Source organism: Enterobacter cloacae subsp. cloacae ATCC 13047, assembly GCF_000025565.1.
Classification (GTDB): domain Bacteria; phylum Pseudomonadota; class Gammaproteobacteria; order Enterobacterales; family Enterobacteriaceae; genus Enterobacter; species Enterobacter cloacae.
Map to the genome: position 1 here is coordinate 3,489,260 of NC_014121.1, position 24,631 is coordinate 3,513,890.

General features: G+C 52.8%; 20 protein-coding genes, 1 pseudogene and 1 riboswitch. Of the genes and pseudogenes, 9 read left to right on the plus strand and 12 right to left on the minus strand.

Translation table 11 applies throughout. From position 1 onward, the window contains the following. Window positions 1-12: 12 nt before the first annotated feature. From thiD to ECL_RS16910, 3 genes are all read right to left on the minus strand, one after another. Window positions 13-813, minus strand: coding sequence for a bifunctional hydroxymethylpyrimidine kinase/phosphomethylpyrimidine kinase (gene thiD, locus ECL_RS16900; RefSeq protein ID WP_013097912.1), 801 nt, complete (start codon window positions 811-813; stop codon window positions 13-15). Further along, on the minus strand, window positions 810-1,580 hold the full coding sequence (gene thiM / locus ECL_RS16905; protein ID WP_013097913.1) for a hydroxyethylthiazole kinase: 771 nt from the start codon (window positions 1,578-1,580) through the stop codon (window positions 810-812). The genes thiD and thiM overlap by 4 nt, the downstream gene beginning before the upstream one ends. Before the next feature lie 36 nt (window positions 1,581-1,616). Continuing rightward, window positions 1,617-1,713, minus strand: a riboswitch (TPP riboswitch). A 743-nt stretch (window positions 1,714-2,456) separates the two neighbouring features. Beyond that, window positions 2,457-2,606: a hypothetical protein gene (locus ECL_RS16910; RefSeq protein WP_164928063.1), complete on the minus strand. Its 150-nt coding sequence runs from the start codon at window positions 2,604-2,606 to the stop codon at window positions 2,457-2,459. A gap of 73 nt (window positions 2,607-2,679) precedes the next feature. Between ECL_RS16910 and ECL_RS16915 the strand changes: the two genes are divergently transcribed. Next, a protein-coding gene (locus ECL_RS16915; RefSeq protein ID WP_087451024.1) for an IS3-like element ISSen4 family transposase occupies window positions 2,680-3,800 on the plus strand; the annotation gives its coding sequence in 2 pieces (ribosomal slippage) (window positions 2,680-2,938 and window positions 2,938-3,800; 1,122 coding nt in all). On the opposite strand, the gene ECL_RS16920 is transcribed toward ECL_RS16915, so the two are convergent. Further along, window positions 3,793-6,390, minus strand: coding sequence for an NACHT domain-containing protein (locus ECL_RS16920; protein ID WP_013097914.1), 2,598 nt, complete (start codon window positions 6,388-6,390; stop codon window positions 3,793-3,795). The two genes, ECL_RS16915 and ECL_RS16920, sit on opposite strands and share 8 nt — an antisense overlap. Before the next feature lie 118 nt (window positions 6,391-6,508). Further along, a complete protein-coding gene (locus ECL_RS27910; protein ID WP_044158077.1) occupies window positions 6,509-6,991 on the minus strand; it encodes a conjugative transfer relaxase/helicase TraI domain-containing protein in 483 nt (160 codons plus the stop codon). Window positions 6,992-7,008: 17 nt separating this feature from the next. Here ECL_RS27910 and ECL_RS16925 point away from each other — a divergent pair. The 3 genes and pseudogenes from ECL_RS16925 to ECL_RS16935 all read left to right on the plus strand — a co-directional run. After that, window positions 7,009-7,617 (plus strand): annotated as a pseudogene (locus ECL_RS16925) (substrate-binding domain-containing protein); the annotation flags it as partial. A 342-nt stretch (window positions 7,618-7,959) separates the two neighbouring features. Further along, window positions 7,960-9,336 carry a diaminobutyrate--2-oxoglutarate transaminase gene (locus ECL_RS16930; protein ID WP_013097916.1) on the plus strand — a complete coding sequence of 459 codons (1,377 nt, stop codon included), beginning with the start codon at window positions 7,960-7,962 and terminating at the stop codon, window positions 9,334-9,336. Window positions 9,337-9,354: 18 nt separating this feature from the next. Next, a complete protein-coding gene (locus ECL_RS16935; protein WP_013097917.1) occupies window positions 9,355-10,821 on the plus strand; it encodes a pyridoxal phosphate-dependent decarboxylase family protein in 1,467 nt (488 codons plus the stop codon). 36 nt (window positions 10,822-10,857) lie between these two features. Here ECL_RS16935 and ECL_RS16940 read toward each other — a convergent pair whose 3' ends face one another. Beyond that, complete coding sequence (locus tag ECL_RS16940; protein WP_013097918.1) at window positions 10,858-11,373, minus strand: protein disulfide oxidoreductase; 516 nt, start codon at window positions 11,371-11,373, stop codon at window positions 10,858-10,860. A gap of 70 nt (window positions 11,374-11,443) precedes the next feature. Next, window positions 11,444-12,364, minus strand: coding sequence for a LysR family transcriptional regulator (locus ECL_RS16945; RefSeq protein WP_162185063.1), 921 nt, complete (start codon window positions 12,362-12,364; stop codon window positions 11,444-11,446). 122 nt (window positions 12,365-12,486) lie between these two features. On the opposite strand from ECL_RS16945, the gene ECL_RS16950 reads away from it, so the two are divergent. Beyond that, window positions 12,487-14,265 (plus strand): adenine deaminase, encoded by a 1,779-nt coding sequence (locus tag ECL_RS16950; protein WP_013097920.1) that lies wholly within the window; start codon window positions 12,487-12,489, stop codon window positions 14,263-14,265. 20 nt (window positions 14,266-14,285) lie between these two features. Continuing rightward, window positions 14,286-15,629: an NCS2 family permease gene (locus ECL_RS16955; RefSeq protein WP_013097921.1), complete on the plus strand. Its 1,344-nt coding sequence runs from the start codon at window positions 14,286-14,288 to the stop codon at window positions 15,627-15,629. On the opposite strand, the gene etk is transcribed toward ECL_RS16955, so the two are convergent. Genes etk through ECL_RS16970 form a run of 3 tightly spaced genes read right to left on the minus strand, consistent with a single transcriptional unit; the run spans window position 15,626 to window position 19,412 of the window. After that, on the minus strand, window positions 15,626-17,824 hold the full coding sequence (gene etk, locus ECL_RS16960) for a tyrosine-protein kinase (protein ID WP_013097922.1): 2,199 nt from the start codon (window positions 17,822-17,824) through the stop codon (window positions 15,626-15,628). The two genes, ECL_RS16955 and etk, sit on opposite strands and share 4 nt — an antisense overlap. Then, the gene (locus ECL_RS16965) at window positions 17,824-18,273 is read right to left on the minus strand and encodes an arsenate reductase/protein-tyrosine-phosphatase family protein (protein WP_013097923.1); all 450 of its coding nucleotides are present in this window, start codon (window positions 18,271-18,273) and stop codon (window positions 17,824-17,826) included. Before ECL_RS16965 ends, etk begins: the two co-directional genes overlap by 1 nt. After that, window positions 18,273-19,412: a polysaccharide export protein gene (locus ECL_RS16970; protein WP_044158068.1), complete on the minus strand. Its 1,140-nt coding sequence runs from the start codon at window positions 19,410-19,412 to the stop codon at window positions 18,273-18,275. The genes ECL_RS16965 and ECL_RS16970 overlap by 1 nt, the downstream gene beginning before the upstream one ends. A gap of 467 nt (window positions 19,413-19,879) precedes the next feature. Here ECL_RS16970 and ECL_RS16975 point away from each other — a divergent pair, with 467 nt between their 5' ends. Continuing rightward, complete coding sequence (locus ECL_RS16975; RefSeq protein WP_013097925.1) at window positions 19,880-20,212, plus strand: RcnB family protein; 333 nt, start codon at window positions 19,880-19,882, stop codon at window positions 20,210-20,212. Next, window positions 20,157-20,642 (plus strand): GNAT family N-acetyltransferase, encoded by a 486-nt coding sequence (locus ECL_RS16980; RefSeq protein ID WP_044158060.1) that lies wholly within the window; start codon window positions 20,157-20,159, stop codon window positions 20,640-20,642. The genes ECL_RS16975 and ECL_RS16980 overlap by 56 nt, the downstream gene beginning before the upstream one ends. A 95-nt stretch (window positions 20,643-20,737) precedes the next feature. Here ECL_RS16980 and apbC read toward each other — a convergent pair whose 3' ends face one another. Continuing rightward, the gene (gene apbC, locus ECL_RS16985) at window positions 20,738-21,847 is read right to left on the minus strand and encodes an iron-sulfur cluster carrier protein ApbC (RefSeq protein WP_013097927.1); all 1,110 of its coding nucleotides are present in this window, start codon (window positions 21,845-21,847) and stop codon (window positions 20,738-20,740) included. Window positions 21,848-21,984: 137 nt separating this feature from the next. Between apbC and metG the strand changes: the two genes are divergently transcribed. Next, window positions 21,985-24,018, plus strand: a complete 2,034-nt coding sequence (gene metG / locus ECL_RS16990) for a methionine--tRNA ligase (protein ID WP_013097928.1) — start codon at window positions 21,985-21,987, stop codon at window positions 24,016-24,018. Between the two features lie 96 nt (window positions 24,019-24,114). Here the strand turns inward: metG and ECL_RS16995 are convergent, their stop codons facing one another. After that, window positions 24,115-24,585: a YehS family protein gene (locus tag ECL_RS16995; protein WP_013097929.1), complete on the minus strand. Its 471-nt coding sequence runs from the start codon at window positions 24,583-24,585 to the stop codon at window positions 24,115-24,117. Between the last annotated feature and the right edge of the window lie 46 nt (window positions 24,586-24,631).

A 24,631-nucleotide genomic window follows, 5' to 3' on the forward strand; every position in this document is an offset into this window, starting at 1 on the left:
CAGTATACTGGCTTACCACCATGCATGAAAATGATGAACCGGCCCAATACCGTGACCCACTTCCAGAGTATCGGCTTTTGCCAGCGCGGCCGAGAGCCATGTTTTGGCCTCGCGTACCGTATCGTCCCAGCTGTTGTGCCGTGGACGCAGCGCCGCCAGCGCGGCAGAGAGCGTGCACCCCGTACCGTGGGTATTTTTGGTATGCACGCGCGGGGCCGTGAAACGCAGTTCACCGTCGCGGGTAAAGAGCCAGTCCGGGCTTTCTTCGTCATCGAGATGGCCGCCTTTCATTAGCACCGCGCCGCACCCCATCGCCAGCAGGGCGTTCCCCTGCTCTTTCATCTCACGTTCGTTCTGCGCGTGTGGCGCGTCTAACAGTGCGGCCGCTTCCGGCAGATTTGGCGTAATCAGCGCCACCTGCGGCAGCAGTTTCTTGCGCAATGTCTCAACAGCAGATGCAGAGAGCAGCGGGTCACCGCTTTTAGCCAGCATCACCGTATCCAGCACCACATTTTGCACCTGATAACGTTGCAGCCGCTCAGCCACCGCTTCGACGATATCCGTTTCTGCCAGCATCCCAATTTTGGTGGTGTCGATGCGCACATCGCTGAATACCGAGTCCAGCTGTGCACCGACAAAATCAGGCTCGATACGGTAGACCGACTGCACGCCACGGGTGTTTTGCGCCACCAGGGCGGTAATGACCGAGCAGCCGTACGCGCCAAGCGCCGAGAATGTTTTCAGGTCGGCCTGAATGCCCGCGCCGCCGCTTGGATCGGTACCGGCAATCGTCAGAGCATTAATTCGTTTCATACCTGTGCCTCCAGGTTGTGCAGCGCATCAAGGAACGCGCTGGCAAAGCTGGCCGGCCCGTGAGACTGCGCAACGGCGATCGTTCCGGCACGCTTCATCCATCCGCAGGCAGCGGCAACATTATCCAGCCGATCGCCCGGCAGCGAGCAGCTCGCCGCCACAACGGCAGAGAGCGCGCACCCGGTACCCACCACGCGCGTCATCAGCGGGTCACCGCCCGTGACCGTGCGGGTTCGTTGTCCGTCCGTAATGTAATCCACCTCTCCGGTGACGACCACAATGGCATTAATCTGGCGGGCCAGCGCCTCGGCAGCAGGCACCGCGCTTGCGGCGGTGTCGGTGGTATCGACACCGCGCCCCCCTGCGCTCATCCCCGCAAGGGCAAGAATTTCCGACGCATTGCCGCGAATGGCGGCTGGTTTCAGGGCAAGGATTTGATGACAAAAGCGGGTACGGAACGCCAGAGCGCCCACCGCAACCGGATCAAGCGTCCAGGGCTTGCCTGCCGCCACCGCGCTCTCGATGGCCCGACGCATCGACTGGGCGCGGGGCGTGGTGAGGGTACCGACGTTAATCAGCAGCGCATCGGCCATCCCGGCAAACTGCTCGGCCTCTTCGGCTTCAATCACCATTGCCGGAGAAGCGCCAAGCGCCAGCAGAACGTTGGCCGTAAAGGTTTGCACGACATCATTGGTCATACAGTGCGTAAGCGGGGAACGGGTCCGGAAGTGATGTAAAACGTGTAAATCGAGCAGGTCAGGCTGCATAGGTTCGCTCCTGCCTTGCGTGAAGAAGCGATGACCAGGGGAGGCATCTGACTTCCCTACGCTGGCATTATCCAGATCAGGTAATACGGGTATTTCTCAGCCTTCACAAAGAAGGGCACCCCGAGTCAAATAAAAAAATCAAAAGCTTGTGATTAACGTTCCGTTAATCCCTGTTCTGGATCATGCCAGTGGGAAGCCAAAGACTCAACCCTAAAAAATGCTCTGTGTACCAGTTTGTGTCTCACGTTGGGTTCTACAAATAAACAGCAGGCACAAAAAACCGTCCTTAAGGCGGCTTAAGAAAACTATTTCATTCGTGATGATTAAAATTAAATCTATTTTCTGCATACGTCTTCTTCATGCAGTCGAAGTGCTTTTGCCTACTCTAATTGGAATGCAAAGAACAGACGGGAGCGGCTGAACTTGATACGGTCAATAATGATATGTGTAGGGTAAATAGCGACAATACGTCCCATTTGTTGGAAGATTTAGGGTGATTTAACATATAGTTAATTATTGTGAGCCATCCCTATTGGCTTTGTAAGCCCGGCAACAGGAGATCAATAAAAAACTAAAATCAACCAGTTAGACGAAATTCAACTCAAAAGCAATACAGATCGCCTGTGTGAATATTGTATAAATGGAATTGGAGAAAGGTCTAATTTGACTCCTTTTTGGAACATTATCTTTGTTATGCGAAGTCATTGTATTGTAGCTAAATTGAGATGTCCCTATCTGACCAATTGACCTGTCCGCATTACAGTCTCATCACAGTGATCAGTACATTCAAAGGATGAGACTTGTGCGTATGTCGCTGTCGAGATAACTGGTCTAAGTTCTGTTGTGCCATGATTAACTGGAATAAAAAAGGCGCAATTAGTAGCTATCAGTTCTCCAGCTATCATCCCACTCAGAAGAAGCGATGAAATAATCATCATCTGAACGTTCATAATTATTTATAAGTTCATTCAAATGGCGACGTTCTTTCTCAGGTCTGAATTTTACCATTTCACGTAATGTAATCAAGGTGACCTGCTCCCCGTTGATTAGTACACCCCGATGTTAGTAATGTCTTCATAAGCCACATGAGGACATCCCCATGAAGAAGCGTTTTTCCGACGAACAGATCATCAGTATTCTCCGCGAAGCCGAAGCTGGGGTACCCGCCCGTGAACTCTGCCGCAAGCATGCCATTTCCGATGCCACGTTTTACACCTGGCGTAAGAAGTATGGCGGTATGGAGGTGCCTGAAGTTAAGCGCCTGAAGTCGCTTGAGGAAGAGAACGCCAGACTCAAGAAGCTGCTTGCCGAAGCCATGCTGGATAAAGAGGCGCTTCAGGTGGCTCTTGGGCGAAAGTACTGACGACAGACCAGAAGCGGGAAGCCGTGATGTTGATGTGTGATGCGACCGGTCTGTCGCAACGTCGTGCCTGCAGGCTTACAGGTTTATCCCTGTCGACCTGCCGCTATGAGGCTCACCGTCCGGCTGCTGATGCGCATTTATCAGGGCGCATCACTGAGCTGGCACTGGAGCGCAGGCGTTTTGGCTACCGTCGTATTTGGCAGTTGCTGCGCCGTGAAGGGCTTCATGTTAATCATAAGCGCGTGTACCGGCTTTATCACCTCAGTGGCCTGGGCGTAAAACGCAGAAGACGTCGTAAAGGGCTGGCAACAGAACGTCTGCCGCTGCTCCGTCCGGCGGCGCCCAATCTGACCTGGTCGATGGATTTCGTCATGGACGCACTTTCCACCGGTCGCAGGATCAAGTGTCTTACCTGCGTCGATGATTTCACAAAGGAATGCCTGACGGTCACTGTTGCCTTTGGGATTTCAGGCGTTCAGGTCACGCGTATTCTGGACAGCATTGCACTGTTTCGAGGCTATCCGGCGACGATAAGAACTGACCAGGGGCCGGAGTTCACTTGCCGTGCACTGGATCAATGGGCCTTTGAGCATGGTGTTGAGTTGCGCTTAATCCAGCCGGGCAAGCCAACGCAGAACGGATTTATTGAGAGCTTTAACGGACGATTTCGCGATGAATGTTTGAATGAGCACTGGTTCAGCGATATCGTTCATGCCAGGAAAATTATTAATGACTGGCGGCAGGATTATAACGAATGCCGCCCGCACTCCACGCTGAATTATCAGACACCGTCTGAATTTGCAGCGGGCTGGAGAAAGGGTCATTCTGAGAATGAAGATTCCGACGTTACTAACTGAGTGTTGTATCTAATCGTGGGGGCAGGTCAAAGGCAGGCTTTATATTAGTGTATTTCAGTGTAAACTCCTCCAACAAAATAGAGAATTCACAGCATTGAGCATAAAGGCACAGGGCACCTCGCCACCAGTCATTTTTTAAGTAATGAATAATCTCTATTGACCGATTCTGCATTAGCTCTAATGAAGCTAAGTGTTCCTGATACCTAAGATGACCAAAAGAAAATGTTTCAGATATAGGATCGAAAAAGAGTATATTGCAAGGATCTATTAGCTCATTAACTGCTAATAAACACGTTGATTCCTCATAATTAAAACTAGGGTCATTAATTAAAAAAGAAGCAAGCTCTTGCTTAGTTGCTGCTCTTAAGGTTTTTGAATGCATAGCGAAAGCAATTTTATGAGATGCTTTGATTAAAATACTTTGGGATAACTTTGTTCGTTTAATATCTTTGTAGGTATCATAAGAACCACATAACAACTCTAATCGTTTAGTGAAAATCTCACTTTCACTAGATGGGATATCTATTCCTTTTTCAGCTAGATCACACAGCAGTGTTGCTAATAATGGAGTTCTCACTATGTCAGATATTTTTTTGGCTTTTATATTTTTAATTATAATGTCGCTTAAAGCTGGATTTTTATCTTTAAACCATGCTTGGATGAAACAGTACAACTGAGTTTCACTGAAAGGCATAAGTGTAATACCTAAAAAATTAATTTCAGATAGATAACTAACACAATCCCTGCTTGAAATTAGCAACTGAATATTATTAAACTTATTTTTAAATGAGTTTATTGCATCTATTATTCCTGGGAATTTTACATATGCCTCATCCAATCCATCAAAAATAACTTTATTTCTTTTTTTGCTTTGTAAGTGAAACTCAAGTTTTTCAATATTCTCCCGAATTGGTTCAAGTGCTTTAGAGATCAAAATCATACTCATTAAAATGTCATAGTTCTTAGATTTTGATTCAATATTCATATCTACTTTATTTAAAAAACGATTTAAAGGTAAGTATATAACACCTCTATTTCCTTCCTGCTCTAATTTTCTTGCATACATTTGAAGCGTTGTTGTTTTTCCAGCTCCCGCGCTACCATACACTGCTATATCATGCTGACAATCAAAAAGTCTAAAGGGTGATGTCGATAGGCCATCTATCACTCCCATGCTATCCATAAGAATTTCTTTAGAGAATACCTTTTCACTATCCTCAAGTTTGTTTATTAGTATATCTAGAGTATTTAATGTAATCTGCGTATCATTAAGAAACCTAAATATATCAACATTATTATCCCCAGAATTTATAGCTTGTATGTCAAGTTTATATTTGTTACATCTCTCACTCAACCATGAGTTTATTAGTTCACTGTTGAATGCATACTCTATCTTTGGTTCTTCTTTATACTCACCTTTCAACTTACGTAGTTCAATACTTTGTAAGTTTGAGGCTTTAGCTTTCTTATAACACTCGACTATCTTCGGCAATAAACTTTTCGCATTCCCTTTTGCAAGATCCTGGAGTTTAGTTAGGTTTATAAAGCTTTCAAAGTTATCGATAGAATCTTTATGAAAGCTTGTTTCCAAGCATTTTTTCAAGAAGGTGACGCTGTTAATCATGATGCCTAGATTTGCGTTTTCCAACTTATAGGTTGTTATATTATTGATACTTGCCTCTAGTTCTGATATTGCCTCCCTAATAAAAGAAATGTTTCCAGCCAGCAATTGATTAGCTTGATCTATACTATTTTTAATATTTCTGTTTTCTTTTGATGTATAAATATTTAACTCGTTGTTGTATTTTTTTAGAACCGAATTAGCATCTTGAATTAGAGGTTCGATAGCAGTTAAAGATTTTAATGGGTTGTATACTGTTCGCTCAAACCATTCCCATTTCCCTGGGGTAACCTGAAATTTATCTGGCTTAATAGTAAATCTACTATTAAGCAAAACATTGCTATCAATTGTCCCCATGAAAAAAGCCAAATCGCTATAACAATCAAGTTCGTGTATTGAATTCTGTTGATTTAAAGCAGACATCAGTTCTACATTACATAGCTGACTAGTATCTTGTGTACTAAATATATCATCAACAGAAAGCAATTTCTCTAACAATGTTGGCTTATGTTTTTTTAATAATTTAATTACTAACGGGCCATCCAATATCTCAACTTTCCCCCCATCTATTTTGAGCATTCCATGTATTTCGTCAATCAGACGAAGACTTATTTGGAATGGGCTTGCTAAATATACTTGATCTGGAATTATTTCATCGCCATTATGTAATTTAATAGGATTTGTGAAGCATTGTCTTAGTTGAAAAACAAGCTCACCGAGAATTGCTTTCTCCGATGTGTTAGATTCTTCACCAATTTTTTTTGATTGGATCGCGTAACTCATAGTTTTATTAACCGGAACTTCAACAAACGCTATCAAGTCTTTTCCTGACTCATAAGGTCCTCCGTAGAAGTCAACACGATAAAACCCCATAGATTCAAACAGTGGTTTTATAAGATATTTTGAGAAATCGTCTTCCTTCATTTTTTGCATAGCTTTCAGGTAAACCTGCTGGCTGGTATCTTCCATATTAATTTACTCAGTAATTTATGATGCATTCAATATTCTTTATACTAATCATAGAGTAAACGAATGGTCTATCTTTTTGTGTGAGATGTATTAGCAATTTCTGTAAAATTTTTACTCGCTAAAATGTACTTTTGAAAAGCAGACGCTCTGAAGCTCTCATTCCTCCGATTTTCACGCAGCACACCGGCCGGAGCCCTGGATGACACTGATGCCTGACGATGACCCGGAGCTGATTATGGCGCCGGCAGTCCTTCCCCTCGCTGAGGATTTCCTGCCTAGAGGGACCGGTGGCGAAGGCCCGATCACTCCTGCCTGAACCTACCTGCTTGCGCAATTGCTGAGCGCTCTGCTCGTCAGTCAGTGTGGCGACAATACCCGGTGATATATCCTGTGTTGTCCCGCCGCTCACCTTAAGCAACCATGTTGAGGGCGGTTCTTCGCCTGTCTGCCAGCCCACGCCATCCATTGGGTGATGTCGTATAGCATATAGGACGGCCGTAAGATAACTGGCCATTCTCGTGTTACCGGACTGGTTCCGCTGCTGTACCGCACTACGGGCACGATCTGTCATGACCATTCGGGTTTTCCCCTGCGTTATCATCCCTTCCGGACTTGCGACCAGGGAAACTCCTTACCCTTCCCTGCGTGCTGGCCAACTGCGAAAGTATCGATGAAAAGGTCGCCAGCTATATTCCTGATGATGAACAGGGGCAGTACGCCGCCGTACAGGCGTTACTCGCCGCAGGCTATCGACAGCCCCTGTGCCTGCATTTACCCGCAGATCATCTGGCCACAACCCGACGCCGTCACGGGCTGGAACGTGCATGCCGTGAAGCGGGGCTCGACCCGGACCGTCTGGATCATAGTTATATGGCGTTTGGGGACGAGCACTATCGCGACATTCCGTCAGTTCTGCAGGCGCACATTCAGAATGGCCTTCCCCAGTTCGACTCGGTTATCTGCGGCAACGATCGTATCGCATTGATGGTTTACCAGACCCTGCTGGCGCAAGGAATTCGCATCCCTGAAGATATCGCGGTTATCGGCTATGACAATATGGTGGGCATTGGAGAACTCTTTCTTCCGCCTCTTTCAACGGTTCAACTGCCGCATTATGAAATTGGTCGCCTCAGTGCTCTGCATATTATTCACGGTGAAACCCATCGGGAAACCACGCGCGTTGAAAGTCCATTTTTAATGCGGAATTCCATTACGCATCTATCATGACCACCGCTTTTTAGCCCTGTCGCAGTAATAAGCAGGCTAAGGAGGCGGTCAACCTCCCTTTCAGGGAAAAATGGCACGATTTGTCACACTCTTTTTTATGATTTTACCCTCCGGGCAGTTAGCACGTAACCGGCTGTTTTTATTTGCCATAACACATAATTTTCTTTCTCAAAACGGGGATATTCCGTCCCCTGTGCCCCATGTCACAAAACAGTAAACAAATTAACCATTGAGCCCCGTGGCAAAAGGCTCTATATTGGCGGCGTTTTTTTCAGGCCCCCATCTGTTTTTAACTTTTTATTCAATCGTGGCTCATAACGAAGCGGCGGTTGTAGGAGTGATATGATGACGGATAAAGTCCGTATTGACACCGTAGATGCCCACAAAAGCAACGAAACCTATCTGGCCCGTCAGGCCGAGTTTGAATCTAACGTCAGGAGTTATCCGCGCAAACTGCCTTTAGCCATCACTAAAGCAGAAGGCGTGTGGATCACCGATGCAGATAATAAAGAATACCTTGACTGTTTAGCAGGCGCAGGCACTCTCGCGCTTGGCCATAACCACCCTGATGTGCTGAAAAGCATCCAAAATGTCATTACCAGCGGCTTGCCGTTACATACTCTGGATCTGACTACGCCTCTGAAAGACGCGTTTTCCGAATACCTGCTCTCTCTGCTGCCTGGTCAGGGCAAAGAGTACTGCCTGCAGTTCACCGGTCCATCCGGTGCTGACGCCGTGGAAGCGGCGCTGAAGCTGGCGAAAAAAGTCACCGGCCGTAGCGGTATCATCAGCTTCTCGGGTGGTTACCACGGTATGACTCACGGTGCACTGTCCGTGACCGGTAACCTGTCTCCGAAAGAAGCGGTAGACGGTATGATGCCAGAAGTGCAGTTCATGCCTTACCCACACCAGTACCGTTGCCCACTGGGTATCGGCGGTGAAGCGGGCGTGAAAGCGCTGACCTACTACTTCGAAAACCTGATCAACGACGTTGAAAGCGGCGTGCGTAAACCTGCTGCGGTAATCCTGGAAGCCGTTCAGGGTGAAGGCGGCGTGAACCCGGCTCCGGTTGAGTGGCTGCAGCGCATCCGTAAAGTGACTCAGGAACACGGCATTCTGCTGATCCTGGACGAAGTTCAGGCAGGCTTTGCCCGTACCGGTAAATTCTTCGCGTTCGAACACGCTGGCATTGAGCCAGACATCATCGTGATGTCCAAAGCCGTTGGCGGCGGTCTGCCACTGGCTGTGCTGGGTATCAAAAAGCAGTTCGATGCGTGGGCACCAGGTCACCACACCGGCACCTTCCGCGGCAACCAGCTGGCGATGGCAACCGGTCTGACGACGCTGAAGATCCTGAAAGACCAGAACATCGCTGGCAAAGTGGCTGCACAGGGCGAATGGCTGAAAGGCCAGCTGAACGAGATGGCGAAACGCTATCCGGTTATCGGCCACGTTCGCGGTCTGGGCATGATGATCGGTATTGAGATCGTTAAACCACACGAAGCCGCTGACCACATGGGTTGCTTCCCGGGTGATGGCGAGCTGTCTGCACTGATTCAGAAGAAGTGCTTCGAAGCCGGTCTGATTCTGGAGCGCGGTGGTCGTAACGGTATCGTTCTGCGTCTGCTGCCTTCTCTGCTGATCAGCGATGATGAGCTGAAAGTCTTCCTGGATAAATTCGAGCAGGCACTGCTTGCTGCGGGCGTTCGCCCAGCGTAACCGGAGTTGTTGATTACGATGTCTGATTCAAACCCAATTTTGTTCTCCTCTGCGCAGAGCATTGAAGCTTACCAGCAGGCGATTGAACAAAGCACTCAGGCTGTGATGCAGTGGCTGAAACAGCCTGAGATGTATCAGGGCAAAACGGTCGCGGAACTGCGCGACCGCATTAAGCTGGATTTCAACCCGAAAGGGCTGGGCAACGAAGCGGCGATTGAACGCGCCGTGGAGTTTTTCCTGAAAGACAGTTTGTCCGTTCATCACCCGCAGTGTGTGGCGCACCTGCACTGCCCAAGCCTGGTCGTTAGCCAGGCGGCGGAAGTGCTGATTAACGCCACTAACCAGAGCATGGACTCCTGGGATCAAAGCCCGTCCGCAACCATTATTGAGATCAAACTGATCGAATGGCTGCGTACCCGCGTGGGTTATCAGGCTGGCGACGCGGGTGTCTTCACCAGCGGCGGCACCCAAAGCAACCTGATGGGTCTGATGCTGGCACGTGATGCGTTCTTCGCACGTCAGGGCCACTCTGTCCAGCAGGATGGTCTGACGGGCGATCTGCGTAAGATCCGCGTACTGTGCTCCGAAAACGCGCACTTCTCCGTGCAGAAAAACATGGCGCTGATGGGGCTGGGTTATCAGTCCGTCGTGCAGGTGAAAACTGACGAATTCTCTCGCATGGATCTGACCGATCTGGCGGCGAAAATCGAGCAGTGCAACGCCAACGGCGAACAGATTCTGGCGATTGTCGCGACAGCCGGGACCACCGATGCCGGTGCTATTGACCCGCTGCGTGCCATTGCTGAACTGGCGGCGAAACAGAACATCTGGGTACACGTTGATGCGGCCTGGGGCGGCGCACTGCTGATGTCTGAGCAGTATCGCCACTACCTGGACGGCATTGAACTGGTGGATTCCGTTACTCTGGACTTCCACAAACAGTTCTTCCAGACCATCAGCTGCGGTGCATTCCTGCTGAAGGAAGCGCGCCACTATGAGCTGATGCGCTATCAGGCGGCTTACCTGAACTCTGAGTTCGACGAAGAAGCCGGCGTGCCGAACCTGGTTTCCAAATCGCTGCAGACCACACGCCGTTTCGACGCGCTGAAGCTGTGGATGAGCCTGGAAGCGCTGGGTCAGGAGCAATACGCGGCGATTATCGATCACGGCGTGACGCTGGCACAGCAGGTTGCAGCTTATGTGAAAGAGCAGCCCGCTCTGGAACTGGTTATGCAGCCACAGCTGGCAAGCGTGCTGTTCCGCTTCCGTGGCGAGGTGCAGGCAGATGATGCAGGTATCGCCCTGCTGAACCAGAAAATTGGTGATGCGCTGCTGGAGTCCGGCCGTGCAAACGTCGGCGTGACCGAGCATAACGGCGTGACCTGTCTGAAGCTGACGCTGCTGAACCCAACCGTGACGCTGGAGGATATCAAAACCCTGCTGTCTCTGGTTGAGCGTACTGCGCAGGAAGTTCTGGCGAAGTAATACAAAACCCCTCTTCCACCGGAAGAGGGGTTATTTTTATAACCCTGCCCACCACATCCTGACTTTTAATCCCCAGTAGCTTGTCCAGCCCGTTGTTGTACTGACGACATTGCCTTTAGAGACCAGCACCAGCGTCGGCGTTACGCTAACCTGCCATTGCTGTGACAGCGCACCGTTTTCGTCATTAATCACCGGCATTTTCAGCTGCTTCTTTTCGACCCAGCGCGCAAGCTTAGCGTCATCACCAGAGCGCATGGCAATACTCACCACGTTCCCGCCCTCTTCTGCCAGCCTATTGACCGCAGGCGTGGTATAGCGACAGATGCTGCACCAGGTCGCCCAGACGTAAATCAGCAGCGGCCGATCCTGACTGAGTGCGGCAATGTCATGTACTGAGCCATCAATGCCCTGCATCGAAGTAGCGCTAAACGTGGCGGGTAATGTCGGCTTGCGGTACTGATCCACACCCCACATCACGGCCAGCGCCAGCAGTACGAGTATGATCCCTTCCCGCGCCCAGCGGCGCAGTTGGCTGAATTTGCGGTTTTCCATTGTGACCTCGTGATTTAACGAAGGTCATCTTAGCGAGCTGCGCGCCGTTTCGCTGTAAAGAAGTGTCGCCCTACCTGGTGCGTAAGGTATCAACCATCAGGGTAAAGCAGGACTCAATGAGCGCAGGCAGCGCCTGCGGGGCACGCATCAGCGCCACCGTGCGCGCCAGGGCCGGTTGCTGAAGGTGAACCACCTTAAGCTGCGGGTCCTGCAGGTGGGTGGTATAAAGCTGAGGCAATATCCCCACGGCAAGCTTCGAGCGCACCAGCCCGTATAATGTCTCGATATAGTCCACCTGATAACGGGTCTGCAGGGACAGACGGTGGCTTTCGGCAAGCGCATTGACCAGCCGCTGAATATTGCCTTTTGAGAAAACGGCAATATCCCGGCCCACCAGCTGTTTCCAGGGAACATGTGCCGACGCGGCGAGCGGATCGTCGCAATGCAGCACGGCCACAAACGGATCCTCCTGCAACGGGAACACGTCCAGCTGTTCGGGTACCGAGTTGTCCAGCGCCCCGATGCCAAAATCAATCTGCCCTTTCAGCAGTTGCGCCACCAGCGCATCGTTGGTCTGGTCGTGAAACTCCACCCGCAGGCGCGGAAAAGCCTGCGCCAGCGTCTGCGGCAGCAGCGGAAACAGCAGTGAACTGACTGAAGGCACCAGACCGATCCGCACCGTACCGTCGCCGCCGGCCTGCACAATCTGCTGCATATCATCAAACGCCAGCTGCGCCACACTGAGCACCCGCTGGGCGTGTGGCAGAATGGCGTGCCCCAGCTCGGTCAGCGTGACCGCCGACGCGGTACGGTTAACCAGTTTACCGCCGAGCACGGTTTCGATTTGCCGCAGGGCGCTGCTGAGTGCCGGCTGGCTGATGGCCAGTTTACTGGCGGTATCCGTAAAATGACGCAGCTGCGCCAGAGTGACAAAATACTGTAGCTGCCGAAGAGAGAGCGCAGGCAAGCGCTGCCAGGGTTCCGTCATCATTATCCATTACACGCGTCACAGAATAACCCGGGGTTATCGGGCGATAAATTTTATCAGCTGGGCAAACGTTTGCCGGGTGCATAGAGTAACGTCAATATTTCAATGCTGGAACTGTTAATTGCATGACTGCCGAAACCCGACGCCGCGCCGTGAAGGCTGCACGAGGCGAAACGCCGTTTGACCTGTTGCTTACGCATACCCGAGTTGTTGATATGGCAACCGGTGAGATCCGCGACGCGGATGTGGGCATCGTCGGCTCGCTTATCGCCAGCGTCCATCCACGCGGCAGCCGCAACGATGCGCTTGAGACGCATGACCTGAATAACCAGTTTCTCTCTCCGGGGCTAATGGACACGCATGTTCACCTTGAAAGCTCGCACCTGCTGCCTGCCCGCTACGCAGAGATCGTACTGGCGCAGGGCACCACTGCGGTGTTCTGGGATCCGCACGAGCTGGCAAACGTGCTGGGGATTGAAGGCGTCCGCTTTGCCATTGAGGCGAGCCGCAACCTGCCACTGCAGGTAATGGTCGCGGCGCCATCGAGCGTTCCTTCCACACCGGGGCTGGAGATGTCCGGCGCAGACTTTGCGGGCGAAGAGATGAATACCCTGCTTGGCTGGCCCGAAGTGCGCGGCGTGGCGGAAGTGATGGACATGCACGGGGTGCTGAATGGCAGTCAGCGTATGCTGGAGATCCTGCAGGCCGGGCTGGAAAGTGGGACGCTGATTGAAGGTCACGCGCGTGGTCTGAGCGGCGCGGATTTACAGGCGTACCTGGCGGCGGGCGTCACCTCCGATCATGAACTCACCTCTGCCGACGATGCGCTGGAGAAATTACGCGCCGGGCTGACGCTGGAGATCCGCGGCTCGCATCCTTATCTGCTGCCTGATATCGTCAGCGCGCTGAAAACGCTGCCGCATCTGTCGTCACAAATCACGGTCTGCACTGACGATGTCCCACCGGACATCCTGATGGAAAAAGGCGGCATCATCGCCCTGCTCAACCTGCTGATTGAACATGGCCTTCCGGCGACGGACGCGCTGCGGTTTGCCACCCTGAATGCTTCCCTGCGCCTGCAGCGTAACGATCTCGGGCTGATTGCCGCGGGTCGTCGTGCGGATCTGGTGGTGTTCGATTCACTGGATAAACTGACGGCTCGCCGGGTGTACGTCGCCGGAAAATGCATTGCCCGTGACGGAGCGATGATCGAGCCGATTGTTGATACGCCCCTGACGCTGCCCCGGGATACCGTGCGACTGTCGTCGCTGACCGCCAGTGATTTTTACATGCGCATCGACAACGCAAACCACGGTGTGGCGCGCCTGCGTCATATCAGCGGCGCACGTTTTACCCGCTGGGGAGAAACCGACGCCCGGGTACGTGACGGACGCGTTGAGATACCGGCTGGTTTTAGCCTGATTTGGGTTCAGCACCGCCACGCGCGCCATGCGGCAAAACCGCAAATCGCCCTGCTGGAAGGCTGGGGAGAGCTGCGGGGGGCCATTGCCACCAGCTACTCCCATGACTCACACAACCTGGTGGTACTGGGACGCAATCCTGATGACATGGCACTGGCCGCTAACACGCTGATCCAAAGCGGTGGCGGGATGGCGCTGGTCCAGAACGGGGACGTGATTGCCCATGTGGCGATGCCCATTGCGGGGATGTTGTCAGAACTCGCCCCTGCGGAACTGGCGCGCCAGTTTCGTGAACTGCGTGAACGCAGCAGCCAGATTGCCGACTGGGAGCCGCCATACAGAGTATTTAAAGCCATTGAAGGGACGTGCCTTGCCTGCAACGCCGGGCCGCATTTAACCGATCTTGGACTGACCGATGGCAGCACGCGCCAGATTGTCGATCCGCTGATTTCTTACCGGGAAACCCCGGACACCACACAATAATACCGAAGGAGAGCCGGATAATGGCCGACAATACCGTTAATTCGCCAGCACCAGGGAACTGGCTTGAACGTCGTTTTGCACTGCATACGCGCGGCAGTACCGTGCGCACAGAGTGTCTGGCCGGTCTCACCGGTTTTCTCGCCGCCGCCTATTTGCTGGTGGTCATCCCGGGGCTTCTCGCCGTGGGCGGGATGGACAAAGGCGCGGCGACCACCGGTACCATTTTGGTGTTTGTGGCCGGTACGCTTCTGATGGCGTTTTACGCCAACCTGCCGTTTATTGTCGGGCCCGGCATTGGTGGCTCGGTGCTGGTTGGGGTAACGCTGGCGGGCAGTGAAGGCATCGGCTGGCAAATTGGTCTGGGCATTGCCTGCTGGTCGGGAATTTTGTTCTTCCTGCTCACCCGTTTTGGCCTGCGAGAGGTTGTGACCCGCTCCGTACCGCAGCCCATCAAACTGGGACTGACGGCCTCTATCGGTCTTTTTGTCGCCGTACTGGGCTTTCGCAATGCCGGGCTGGTGCTGGCTAACGCAAAAACGAACGCGCTGATGCTGGGTGATTTTCTCTCGCCAGGCGCGCTGGTGGCGCTCAGCGGTCTGTTCCTCGCCATTGCCCTGCAGGCGCGTCGCATTCCGGGCGCCATTTTGTGGGCCATTTTGTTTGCCACCCTCGTGGGCATTCCGATGGGGGTGACGCATCTTCCTGCCAGCTTTATTGATATGCCTCACTCACTGACGCCGGTGCTGGGCCATATAGACATGCTGGGCGCGCTGAATATTGCCTTCCTGCCGTTCCTGTTTGTCTTTTTCGCATCGGAGTTTTTCTCCACCATGGGCACCACGCTGGCGGTGGGAGGTGAAGCCGGGTTGCTGGATGAAGAGGGCAATATGGCAAACATCAATCGCCCGTTTATGGTGGACTCGATTGCCGCCGCGATTGGCCCCTGGGTGGGTATTCCTGCCGCCACGGCGCTGATTGAATCCTCCGCGGCCGCAGAAGCAGGGGGTAAAACCGGCATGACGGCCCTGGCCGCTGCGGTCATGTTCCTGCTGATGCTGCTGTTTACGCCCGTTGCGCTCATGATCCCAAAAGAAGCCACCGCCCCTGCCCTGATCCTGATCGGCCTGAATATGTTCAGCGGCCTGCGTAAGGTGGATCTGGCAAACTTCACCGACGGGCTGCCGGTGCTGATGATGGTAATGATTACGCTGATTGCCAACAGCTTCGGGACAGGGATTGCGGGAGGGCTGCTGTTTTACATCGTCATTAAAGCGATTGCAGGAAAATGGCGAGAAATCCCCGTTGGTCTTTGGATCCTCGCCATTCCGCTGGTGTATTACTTTGCCACGCTGGTGAAGCACTAATCCTTGCGTGGTTGCCGTGTCGGGCGTTGGCCATACTCGTAATGGCCATAGCCTGCACGGTAATACAGCGCTGCTGATTTCACCACATCGTTCAGCACGGTGCCGTTGATATGCGCCCCCGTTTGCTGCAAACGCTTAATGCTGTTCTCCATCTCTTTGAGGCTGGTTTTACCATAGCGGGCCACCAGCAGCGAGGTGGCGGCCACCGGAGCAGCCACTGAGGCGTCCGTTACGGCCAGCACCGGCGGGGTATCGAGGATCACAAGATCATAATGCTCATCTGCCCAGGTCATTAACGCCCTGAAGCGTTCGCTCATCAGCAGTTCAGAGGGGCGTAACGGAACCGGCCCGCAGGTCAGTACATCAATGTTGCCTTTCTCATAGCGCTGAATCGCCGCCTGGAAATGACATTTTCCGTCAAGCACGTCGGAAAGCCCGGTATGGTTTTTCAGATCGAAGATGTTGTGTACATAGCCTTCGCGCATATCCGCATCAATGAATAACACCCTGAGCCCGGCCTGCGCCTCAATCGCGGCCAGCGAGGTGCTGACAAGGGTTTTACCGCAGTCCTGCGTTGGGCCAGAAATCATCACGATCCGGTTAGCGGCATCTTGCAAGGTGAAATGCAGGCTGGTGCGCAGCCCCCGCACGGCCTCGACAAAAACATCCGCAGGCCGATCAACCGGCAGGAAAGGGACATCGACAATCTTGTGTCTCCAGCGTGAGCCAAATACGCGTTTTTTACGCAGGTTGGTTTTTTTCCACAGCCACTGGGAACGGGGCAAGGTGGCCATCACCTGTACGCCAAGCCCTTCCAGTTGCTCGGAGGTGTTGATGCCGCGTCTGAGCGCCATGCGGACCAGGACCAGCCCCATTGAGCATATCAGCCCCAACAGGATGCCTAAGACGATGACCACCAGCTTTCGCGGTTTGATGGGATCGGGTTGCGTCACCGCGCTGTCGATAATTCGCACGTTACCAATGGCGCTGGAGCGCGAAATGTTCAGCTCCTGCTGACGGGTGAGGAGCTGCAAATAAATGGTGCGGCCTGACTCCACATCCCGACTGAGGCGCAAAATGTCCTGCTGAGTCGATGGCATGGCGGCGACACGCTGATTAAGGCGAACCTTCTCCTGCTCAAGCGTCTGACGCTTTTCACGCAAGGCGCGGTAGTTCGGGTGCTCTTTCTTGAACAGCTGAGAAATCTCCGCCTCACGAAACGTCAGCTCGTTGAGCTGGTTTTCGATATTCACAATCTGCTCGAGAACCGATTTCGCTTCCAGGGAGAGATCCACCGAGTCACGCTGTTTGCGATACTGATTCAGCCGCTCTTCAGCCAGATCCAGTTCGCTTCTGATTTTAGGCAATTGCTTCTGCAAAAATGCAAGACTGCGGGCATCCTGGGCTTCCTGGCGCGCAATGTTTTGCTGCAGATAGTTGTTGGCAATCCGGTCAAGCACATGCGCAATGCGCTCAGGATTGTTGCCGGTCAGCGTGAGCGTCAGCACCCCACTCTGCTTTGCCGATTCAACGACGCTAAATTGGGTGCTGAGCGTATTGATCGCCTCCAGGCGGGTGCTGTTTTGCACCGTGAATTGCGTGCCCGTTGGCGCATTCATTTTCACCACCAACAGTGAAACGCCGGCTTTTTCCAATGGTTTCCCTTCCCTGCCCTCGGCATAAAAGTTATCCCCCTCCAGCCGGTATGCCCCTTTTTCCAGCACAGTGAGCACAAGGGTGCGAGGTTTACCTTCGACAGGGGGAAGTTGCAGCCAGCCAAGGGCAACCGTCGCCGGTTTACGGCCCTGCAATCGTGCCCACAGACGCCCCACAACCGGGAACGTACGCTGCGTCACGTGCTGTGTTAGGCCTAATTCATCGACGGTTGCGCCCAGAATCATCCGCGATTTAAGCAGAAGAATTTCAGGTTCGACATCGGGAGACATCTCACTCCCAAACTGCCTTAAATTTTTGAGCAGGCTGTTATCCTGCTTTCCTTCTACCTGGATTAAGGCATCAGCGCGATAAACGGGCGTGGCCAGAAAGGCATACAGCCCCGCCAGCAGGGTGAACAGGAAAGTTATCGATAAAATGACTGCACGGTGATCGATCACCTCGCCGAGCAGGCTAATGAGATCGATTTCATGATTCTCCGGTGCTGCCGCACCGTAACTGTCTGTTGTGTAAGACGACATTAACGCTTCATTCCTTGTTGACTCAAACGATGAGCCCATTCCTGACTGGCTTTGCCCAGCAGACCGAAAACATAATCGAACGCTTCACGACTTTTACAATAGGGATCGGGGATGTCCTGCGGCCCCAGCCATTGCCCAAAAAGCAGCGATTTGCCGCGAATTTCCGGGGCCATGTCAGAGATAAAGCGAAGATGCGCAGGTTCCATCACCAGAATCAGATCCGATTCCCGCATGATCTGCGGGGTCAGTTTGCGCGCGCGATGTCCCTCAAGTGAGATGCCATGTCGCCTGGCCACGTCCTGAGCGCTGACATCCGCCGGGCTGCCCTCCAGCCCATAGATACCTGCCGAGGTTATCCGTTTTCCCGGTAGCAACTGACGCAACAGCCGCTCGCCAATCGGCGAGCGACAAATATTGCCGGTGCAGACCACTAAGATGGAATCAAACATTATTGCGGCCACGATCTGATGTAACGGACCGTTTCGGTCAGATCATGAACGCCACTGATGGTCGGCACGAGCTGCGTAATGACGCGATTCCAGCGTGACAGCGGTGCCGTGGTGACGTAAACAATGTCGTACGGCTCAAGCTGGAATTCAGTGCCCAATACCATCGCGGAGGCATCCTGCGCGTTAAGCTGATAAATGTTGGCAATTTTTCCCGCGTCGTTGCCTTGGGCAATGGAGCGAATAACAAAAATGCCCGTCGCATCGGCCATATCCTGATTCAGGCCGCCCGCATTGCTCAGCGCTTCAGCAAGGGTCATTCCGCTCCTGTCCATCTTGAGCGTGCTCTGCTTGATCACCTCCCCCATCACGAAGACTTTCAGGGCGTCATTACGAGGCACAAAAAGGATATCGCCCGGATAGAGCAGCTTATTTTGCGTCAGGTCGCCGTGCTGCATCAGCGCATACAGAGAGAGGCGCGAATCTTTCCCCTCATGAGTGAGAACCACATTGCGCCAGTCCGCATCGGCAGAAAGCCCGCCTGCCGCGTTGACGGCATCCATGACCGTCAGGGGAATATTGGTGATTGCCTGCTGACCAGATTTGACGACTTCGCCAGTGACATAGGCCTTTTGCGAGCGGAAGGCAGCCACGCTGACGTCAACCTGCGGGCTTTCGATCACGCTATCCAGCCGTTTGGCGATCTCTTCCCTGACTTCAGAGACCGTTTTTCCCGCCACCGGGAGCTTCCCGACATAGGGGTAGAAGAGCGTACCGTCGGCGTTGACCCAGTTGCCGGTGTCACTGGCACTGCGATACTGTCCGGCCGGTGTTGTCAGTTCAGGGTGATCCCAGACGGTTACGGTCAAAATATCACCGGTTCCAATGCGGTACTCCCAGTTTCTGACCTGCTCATCGAGCTTAGGATTAGACTGAGATTTGGTGACGGCAGGGCGCAATTTCTCAATCAATGAAGGGGTAACAGGATAGAGATCCACGCGCTTATCTAAATTATTATTTTCATCACCCGACGTAATGACGTTTTTTCCCGCTGAGCTTAATGTTTGCCCGGGAGAAAATACGCAGCCCGTCAACTGACTTATCGCTAAGAATATTACAGATAATGTGGTTGTGTTTTTCATTAGAATTAATATTTCATTCATGAGCGCAAAAAACGCATAACAGGCCATTCCGGAAGAATCGCCTACTTTTTCAACATGCTGTTTTTCAAGCAATTACGTAAAATCACACATCACTGAATGATGTGTAGAATGAACTGAAGGACCGGAACCACGTAGAATTGAGAATTAAACCGCTCCGCTTTTAGAAGTTTAAATCGTCTTCAAATGAAATGCATGCATTTCAGGTCACAAATTTAGAGTAAACTTATATTTTCAGAATTAATTAAAAAAAATATTTCCGTTCTGAATAAGTCCTAGGAAATAATATTCATAAACAAAATAGTATTAACCGTTTGATCTACACAAAACCGTCCACTTTTGTTACATTTTTTTCTAACAGGCTCTGCTGGGATACTTAAAATAGGCTGTCTGCCATATCGTCAACACAGCAGGCTGAGCGTATCAGTAACGGTATAACTGGAGAAAAAATGGCTAAGCGTACATGGCTGCTTCTGGGTGTAGTAATGTCTCTTGCGAGCGCGGCTTCGGCAGCCCCGCAAACGGCGTCAGCATCTGGCGGCATCAAAGCTTATGAAGAACAAGAGTTCATTGCTGATTTCACGAAGTTCAAAATTGGCGACACGGCTCCGGCGCTGTATCAAACCCCTGAATACACCATCAAACAGTATCAACTGCGTAACCTCCCGGCGCCGGATGCGGGTACGCACTGGACCTATATGGGCGAGAACTATGTCCTGATCGGCGATGCCGACGGTAAGATCTATAAAGCATACAACGGAGATATCTTCTATCATCGCTGATACCGTCCATATTCGGCCGTGGCAGGAGAGCGATCGTCCTTTCCTGCGCACCCTTTACCTGCATGCCCGCCGCGAGGCGTGGCCGTGGCTGAACGGTGCAGAATGGCAACTCGAAGATTTTAACGAGGCAACCCGAGACGAAGTGATTTGGGTTGCTGTACAGAACGGCCATCGTGTGGGCTTTGCGTCAGTCTGGACGAATGATAACTTTCTGCACAATCTGTTCGTTGATCCGCAGTATCAGAGCCTGGGCGTAGGCCGTTTGCTGCTGGAACAGGTACAAAAAACGTTTACCAGTACGGGGGCGTTAAAGTGCCTGGTGAGAAACGAACGGGCTATCGCGTTTTATCAGCGTCATGGCTGGCACATCGAGGCAACGGGGGATTCTCCGGAGGGAGAGTACTATCTGATGCATTACCGATTGCGTTAATGTCGGGTGGCGGCTTCGCCTTACCCGACCTACATGATGGTGCCATTTGTAGGCCGGGTAAGCGAAGCGCCACCCGGCACTCAAGCGCAGAAGAATTACACCGCGCGGAAGGCGATTTCGCCAGGAATGACTTCACCCTGCCAGTAAAGCTGCGCCGCAACGCGCCCCGCCAGCTGACGGTACAACTCCGCAAACTCACTGTCCGGGCGGTTGATGACCGTCGGTTTCCCGCTATCCAGATCTTCACGCAGCGTGATGTGCAGCGGCATCTGTCCCAGCAACTGGGTGTGATACTGCGCCGCCAGTTTTTCTGCACCGCCGGTGCCGAAGATAGGCTCGTGATGACCACAGTTGCTGCAGATGTGCATGCTCATGTTCTCGACGATACCGAGCACAGGCACCTCGACTTTCTCAAACATCACGATGCCTTTTTTGGCGTCGATCAGCGCGATATCCTGCGGCGTAGTGACGACAACTGCCCCGGTGACGGGGATGTTCTGCGCCAGCGTCAGCTGGATATCACCGGTACCCGGCGGCATATCCAGCACCAGATAATCCAGATCCGGCCACAAGGTCTCTTGCAGCATCTGCATCAGCGCTTTGCTGGCCATTGGACCACGCCAGACCATCGCATTGTCATCAGTCACCAGATAACCGATGGAATTCGTTGCCAGACCGTGCGCCATGATTGGCGCCATGTGGGTTCCATCTGGCGAGGTTGGACGCTGGTTTTCTGCGCCCAGCATGTTGGGAATTGACGGCCCGTAGATATCCGCATCCAGAATACCGACCTTCGCCCCTTCGGCCGCCAGCGCGAGCGCCAGGTTGACGGCGGTAGACGATTTCCCCACCCCGCCCTTGCCGGAGCTGACGGCGATGATGTTTTTCACACCGTTAACGCCGGGCTGGTTTTTCACCCGCTTGAGGGTGGCGATACTGTGGCTCAGCTTCCAGTCAATCGCTTTTGCACCGGTAATGCGCAGCAGCTCCGAGCTGGTTTGCTCTTTCAGCGCGTCGAAGGCGCTGGTCCAGACGAACGGCATCTGCAGCTCGATGTGCAGCGTATCGTCCAGCCATGCGACATGGTGCAACGCTTTCAGCGTAGTGAGATTGTGCTTCAGGGTTGGATGCTGAAAGTTAGCCAGCGTCCCGGCGACCATTGCTCGTAAGGCTTCCGGTGATTTGGCCTGGGATTGCGAACTCATCCCGACTCCTTTGTTCTTGTGAATAAGACCTTAGATGAACAAGTTTACCTGAAAGGCCGTGGTTTGTGCTTACTTAATAATGCCCCTTTTGGTAATATCAAAAACCCTTTTCACAGTTAAAAGAAGTAATGCCTACTATGACTCAAGTCGCGAAAAAAATTCTGGTAACGTGCGCACTGCCGTACGCCAACGGCTCAATCCACCTCGGCCACATGCTGGAGCATATCCAGGCTGATGTCTGGGTCCGTTACCAGCGAATGCGCGGCCACGAGGTTAACTTCATCTGCGCGGACGATGCCCACGGCACGCCGATCATGCTGAAAGCCCAGCAGCTGGGTGTTTCCCCGGAGCAGATGATTGCCGAAATGAGTCAGGAGCATCAGACCGATTTTGCTGGCTTTGACATCAGCTATGACAACTACCACTCCACGCACAGCGAGGAGAACCGCGAGCTGTCAACGCTTATCTACACCCGTCTGAAAGAGAACGGTTTTATTAAAAACCGCACTATCTCTCAGCTGTACGATCCGGAAAAAGGCATGTTCCTGCCGGACCGTTTCGTCAAAGGCACCTGCCCGAAATGTAAATCACCGGATCAGTACGGCGATAACTGCGAAGTGTGCGGCGCTACCTATAGCCCGACAGAGCTGATCGACCCGAAATCGGTGGTCTCCGGCGCCACGCCTGTGATGCGTGACTCCGAGCACTTCTTCTTCGACCTGCCATCCTTTAGCGAAATGCTGCAGGCGTGGACCCGCAGCGGCGCGCTGCAGGAGCAGGTAGCGAACAAAATGCAGGAGTGGTTCGAATCCGGCCTGCAGCAGTGGGATATCTCCCGCGATGCGCCCTACTTTGGTTTCGAAATTCCAAATGCACCGGGCAAATATTTCTACGTCTGGCTGGACGCGCCAATCGGCTACATGGGCTCCTTCAAGAACCTGTGCGACAAGCGTGGCGACACCGTCAGCTTCGACGAATACTGGAAGAAAGATTCCACCGCCGAGCTGTATCACTTCATCGGCAAAGACATCGTTTACTTCCACAGCCTGTTCTGGCCGGCAATGCTGGAAGGCAGCAACTTCCGCAAGCCAACCAACCTGTTTGTTCACGGCTACGTGACGGTGAACGGCGCGAAGATGTCCAAATCGCGTGGGACGTTCATCAAAGCCAGCACCTGGCTGAACCACTTTGATGCAGACAGCCTGCGTTATTATTACGCGGCGAAGCTCTCTTCCCGCATCGACGATATCGACCTGAACCTGGAAGATTTCGTGCAGCGCGTGAACGCGGACATCGTGAACAAGGTGGTGAACCTGGCGTCCCGAAACGCGGGCTTTATCGCCAAGCGTTTTGACGGCGTGCTTTCTGCCGAGCTGGCCGATCCTGAGCTGTATAAAACCTTCACCGATGCCGCCGCTGCGGTTGGCGAAGCCTGGGAAAGCCGTGAATTCGGTAAAGCAATTCGTGAAATCATGGCGCTGGCCGATGTTGCCAACCGCTATGTGGACGAGCAGGCCCCGTGGGTTGTCGCGAAACAGGAAGGCCGTGACGCTGACCTGCAGGCGATCTGCACCATGGGTCTGAACATGTTCCGCGTGCTGATGACCTGGCTGAAGCCTGTACTGCCGCAGCTGGCAGCGCGTGCAGAAGCGTTCCTGAACACCGAACTGAGCTGGGATGCAATCCAGCAACCGCTGCTTGGCCACAAGGTGAATACCTTCAAGGCGCTCTACAATCGCATCGAAATGAAACAGGTTGAAGCCCTGGTGGAAGCCTCGAAAGAAGAGGTGAAAGCAGCTGCCGCACCGGTGACCGGCCCGCTGGCAGACGATCCGATTCAGGAGACCATCACCTTTGACGATTTCGCTAAAGTTGACCTGCGCGTGGCGCTGATTGAAAACGCGGAATTCGTGGAAGGCTCTGACAAGCTGCTGCGCCTGACGCTGGATCTGGGCGGTGAGAAGCGTAACGTCTTCTCCGGCATCCGTTCTGCCTATCCTGATCCGCAGTTACTGATTGGCCGTCAGACCGTCATGGTCGCGAACCTGGCACCGCGTAAAATGCGCTTCGGCATCTCTGAGGGGATGGTGATGGCCGCAGGCCCTGGCGGGAAAGATATCTTCCTGTTAAGCCCTGACGAAGGCGCGAAGCCGGGTCAGCAGGTGAAATAACAAAAAAAGCCGGAGATTATCTCCGGCTTTTTTTGTTCTCCCTCTCCCACAGGGAGAGGGCCGGGATGAGGGCATCAGGCCGCACCCATTCCGCAATCACGCCTTCGTATTATGCACCCGGTGGGTCAGCCCGCGCAGGAAGTTACGCAGAAACTGGTCGCCGCACTCGCGGTAATTTTTGTGGCCCGGCGCACGCATCATGGCGGTCACTTCTGGCACGGATACACGGTATTTTTGCTCCGTCATGATCGCCACAATATCATCCGTTTTCAGCGAGAACGCGATACGCAGCTTTTTCAGCACCGTGTTGTTGTCCACCCGACGCTCCAGCGCCAGTTCAGGTGCAGAATCATCTTTGCCACGCTTATCGTAGATCAGGCCGTTCAGGAAGCCTGACAGGATAATGTCAGGGCAGCGAACAAACCCCTCTTCGTCCTCTTTGGTCATCCAGGTGTCAAAACCAGCAGAGGTGGATCCCATGGCAGACAGCGCAAGAATGCGCACCATGTCGTTGTTGTTTGCTTTCAGGGTGTAGCGCAGGCTACGAAGAATATCATTACTAAGCATGAGTGCCTTTAACTGTCGATGATGCAATGGCGCGCAGTGTACCAGT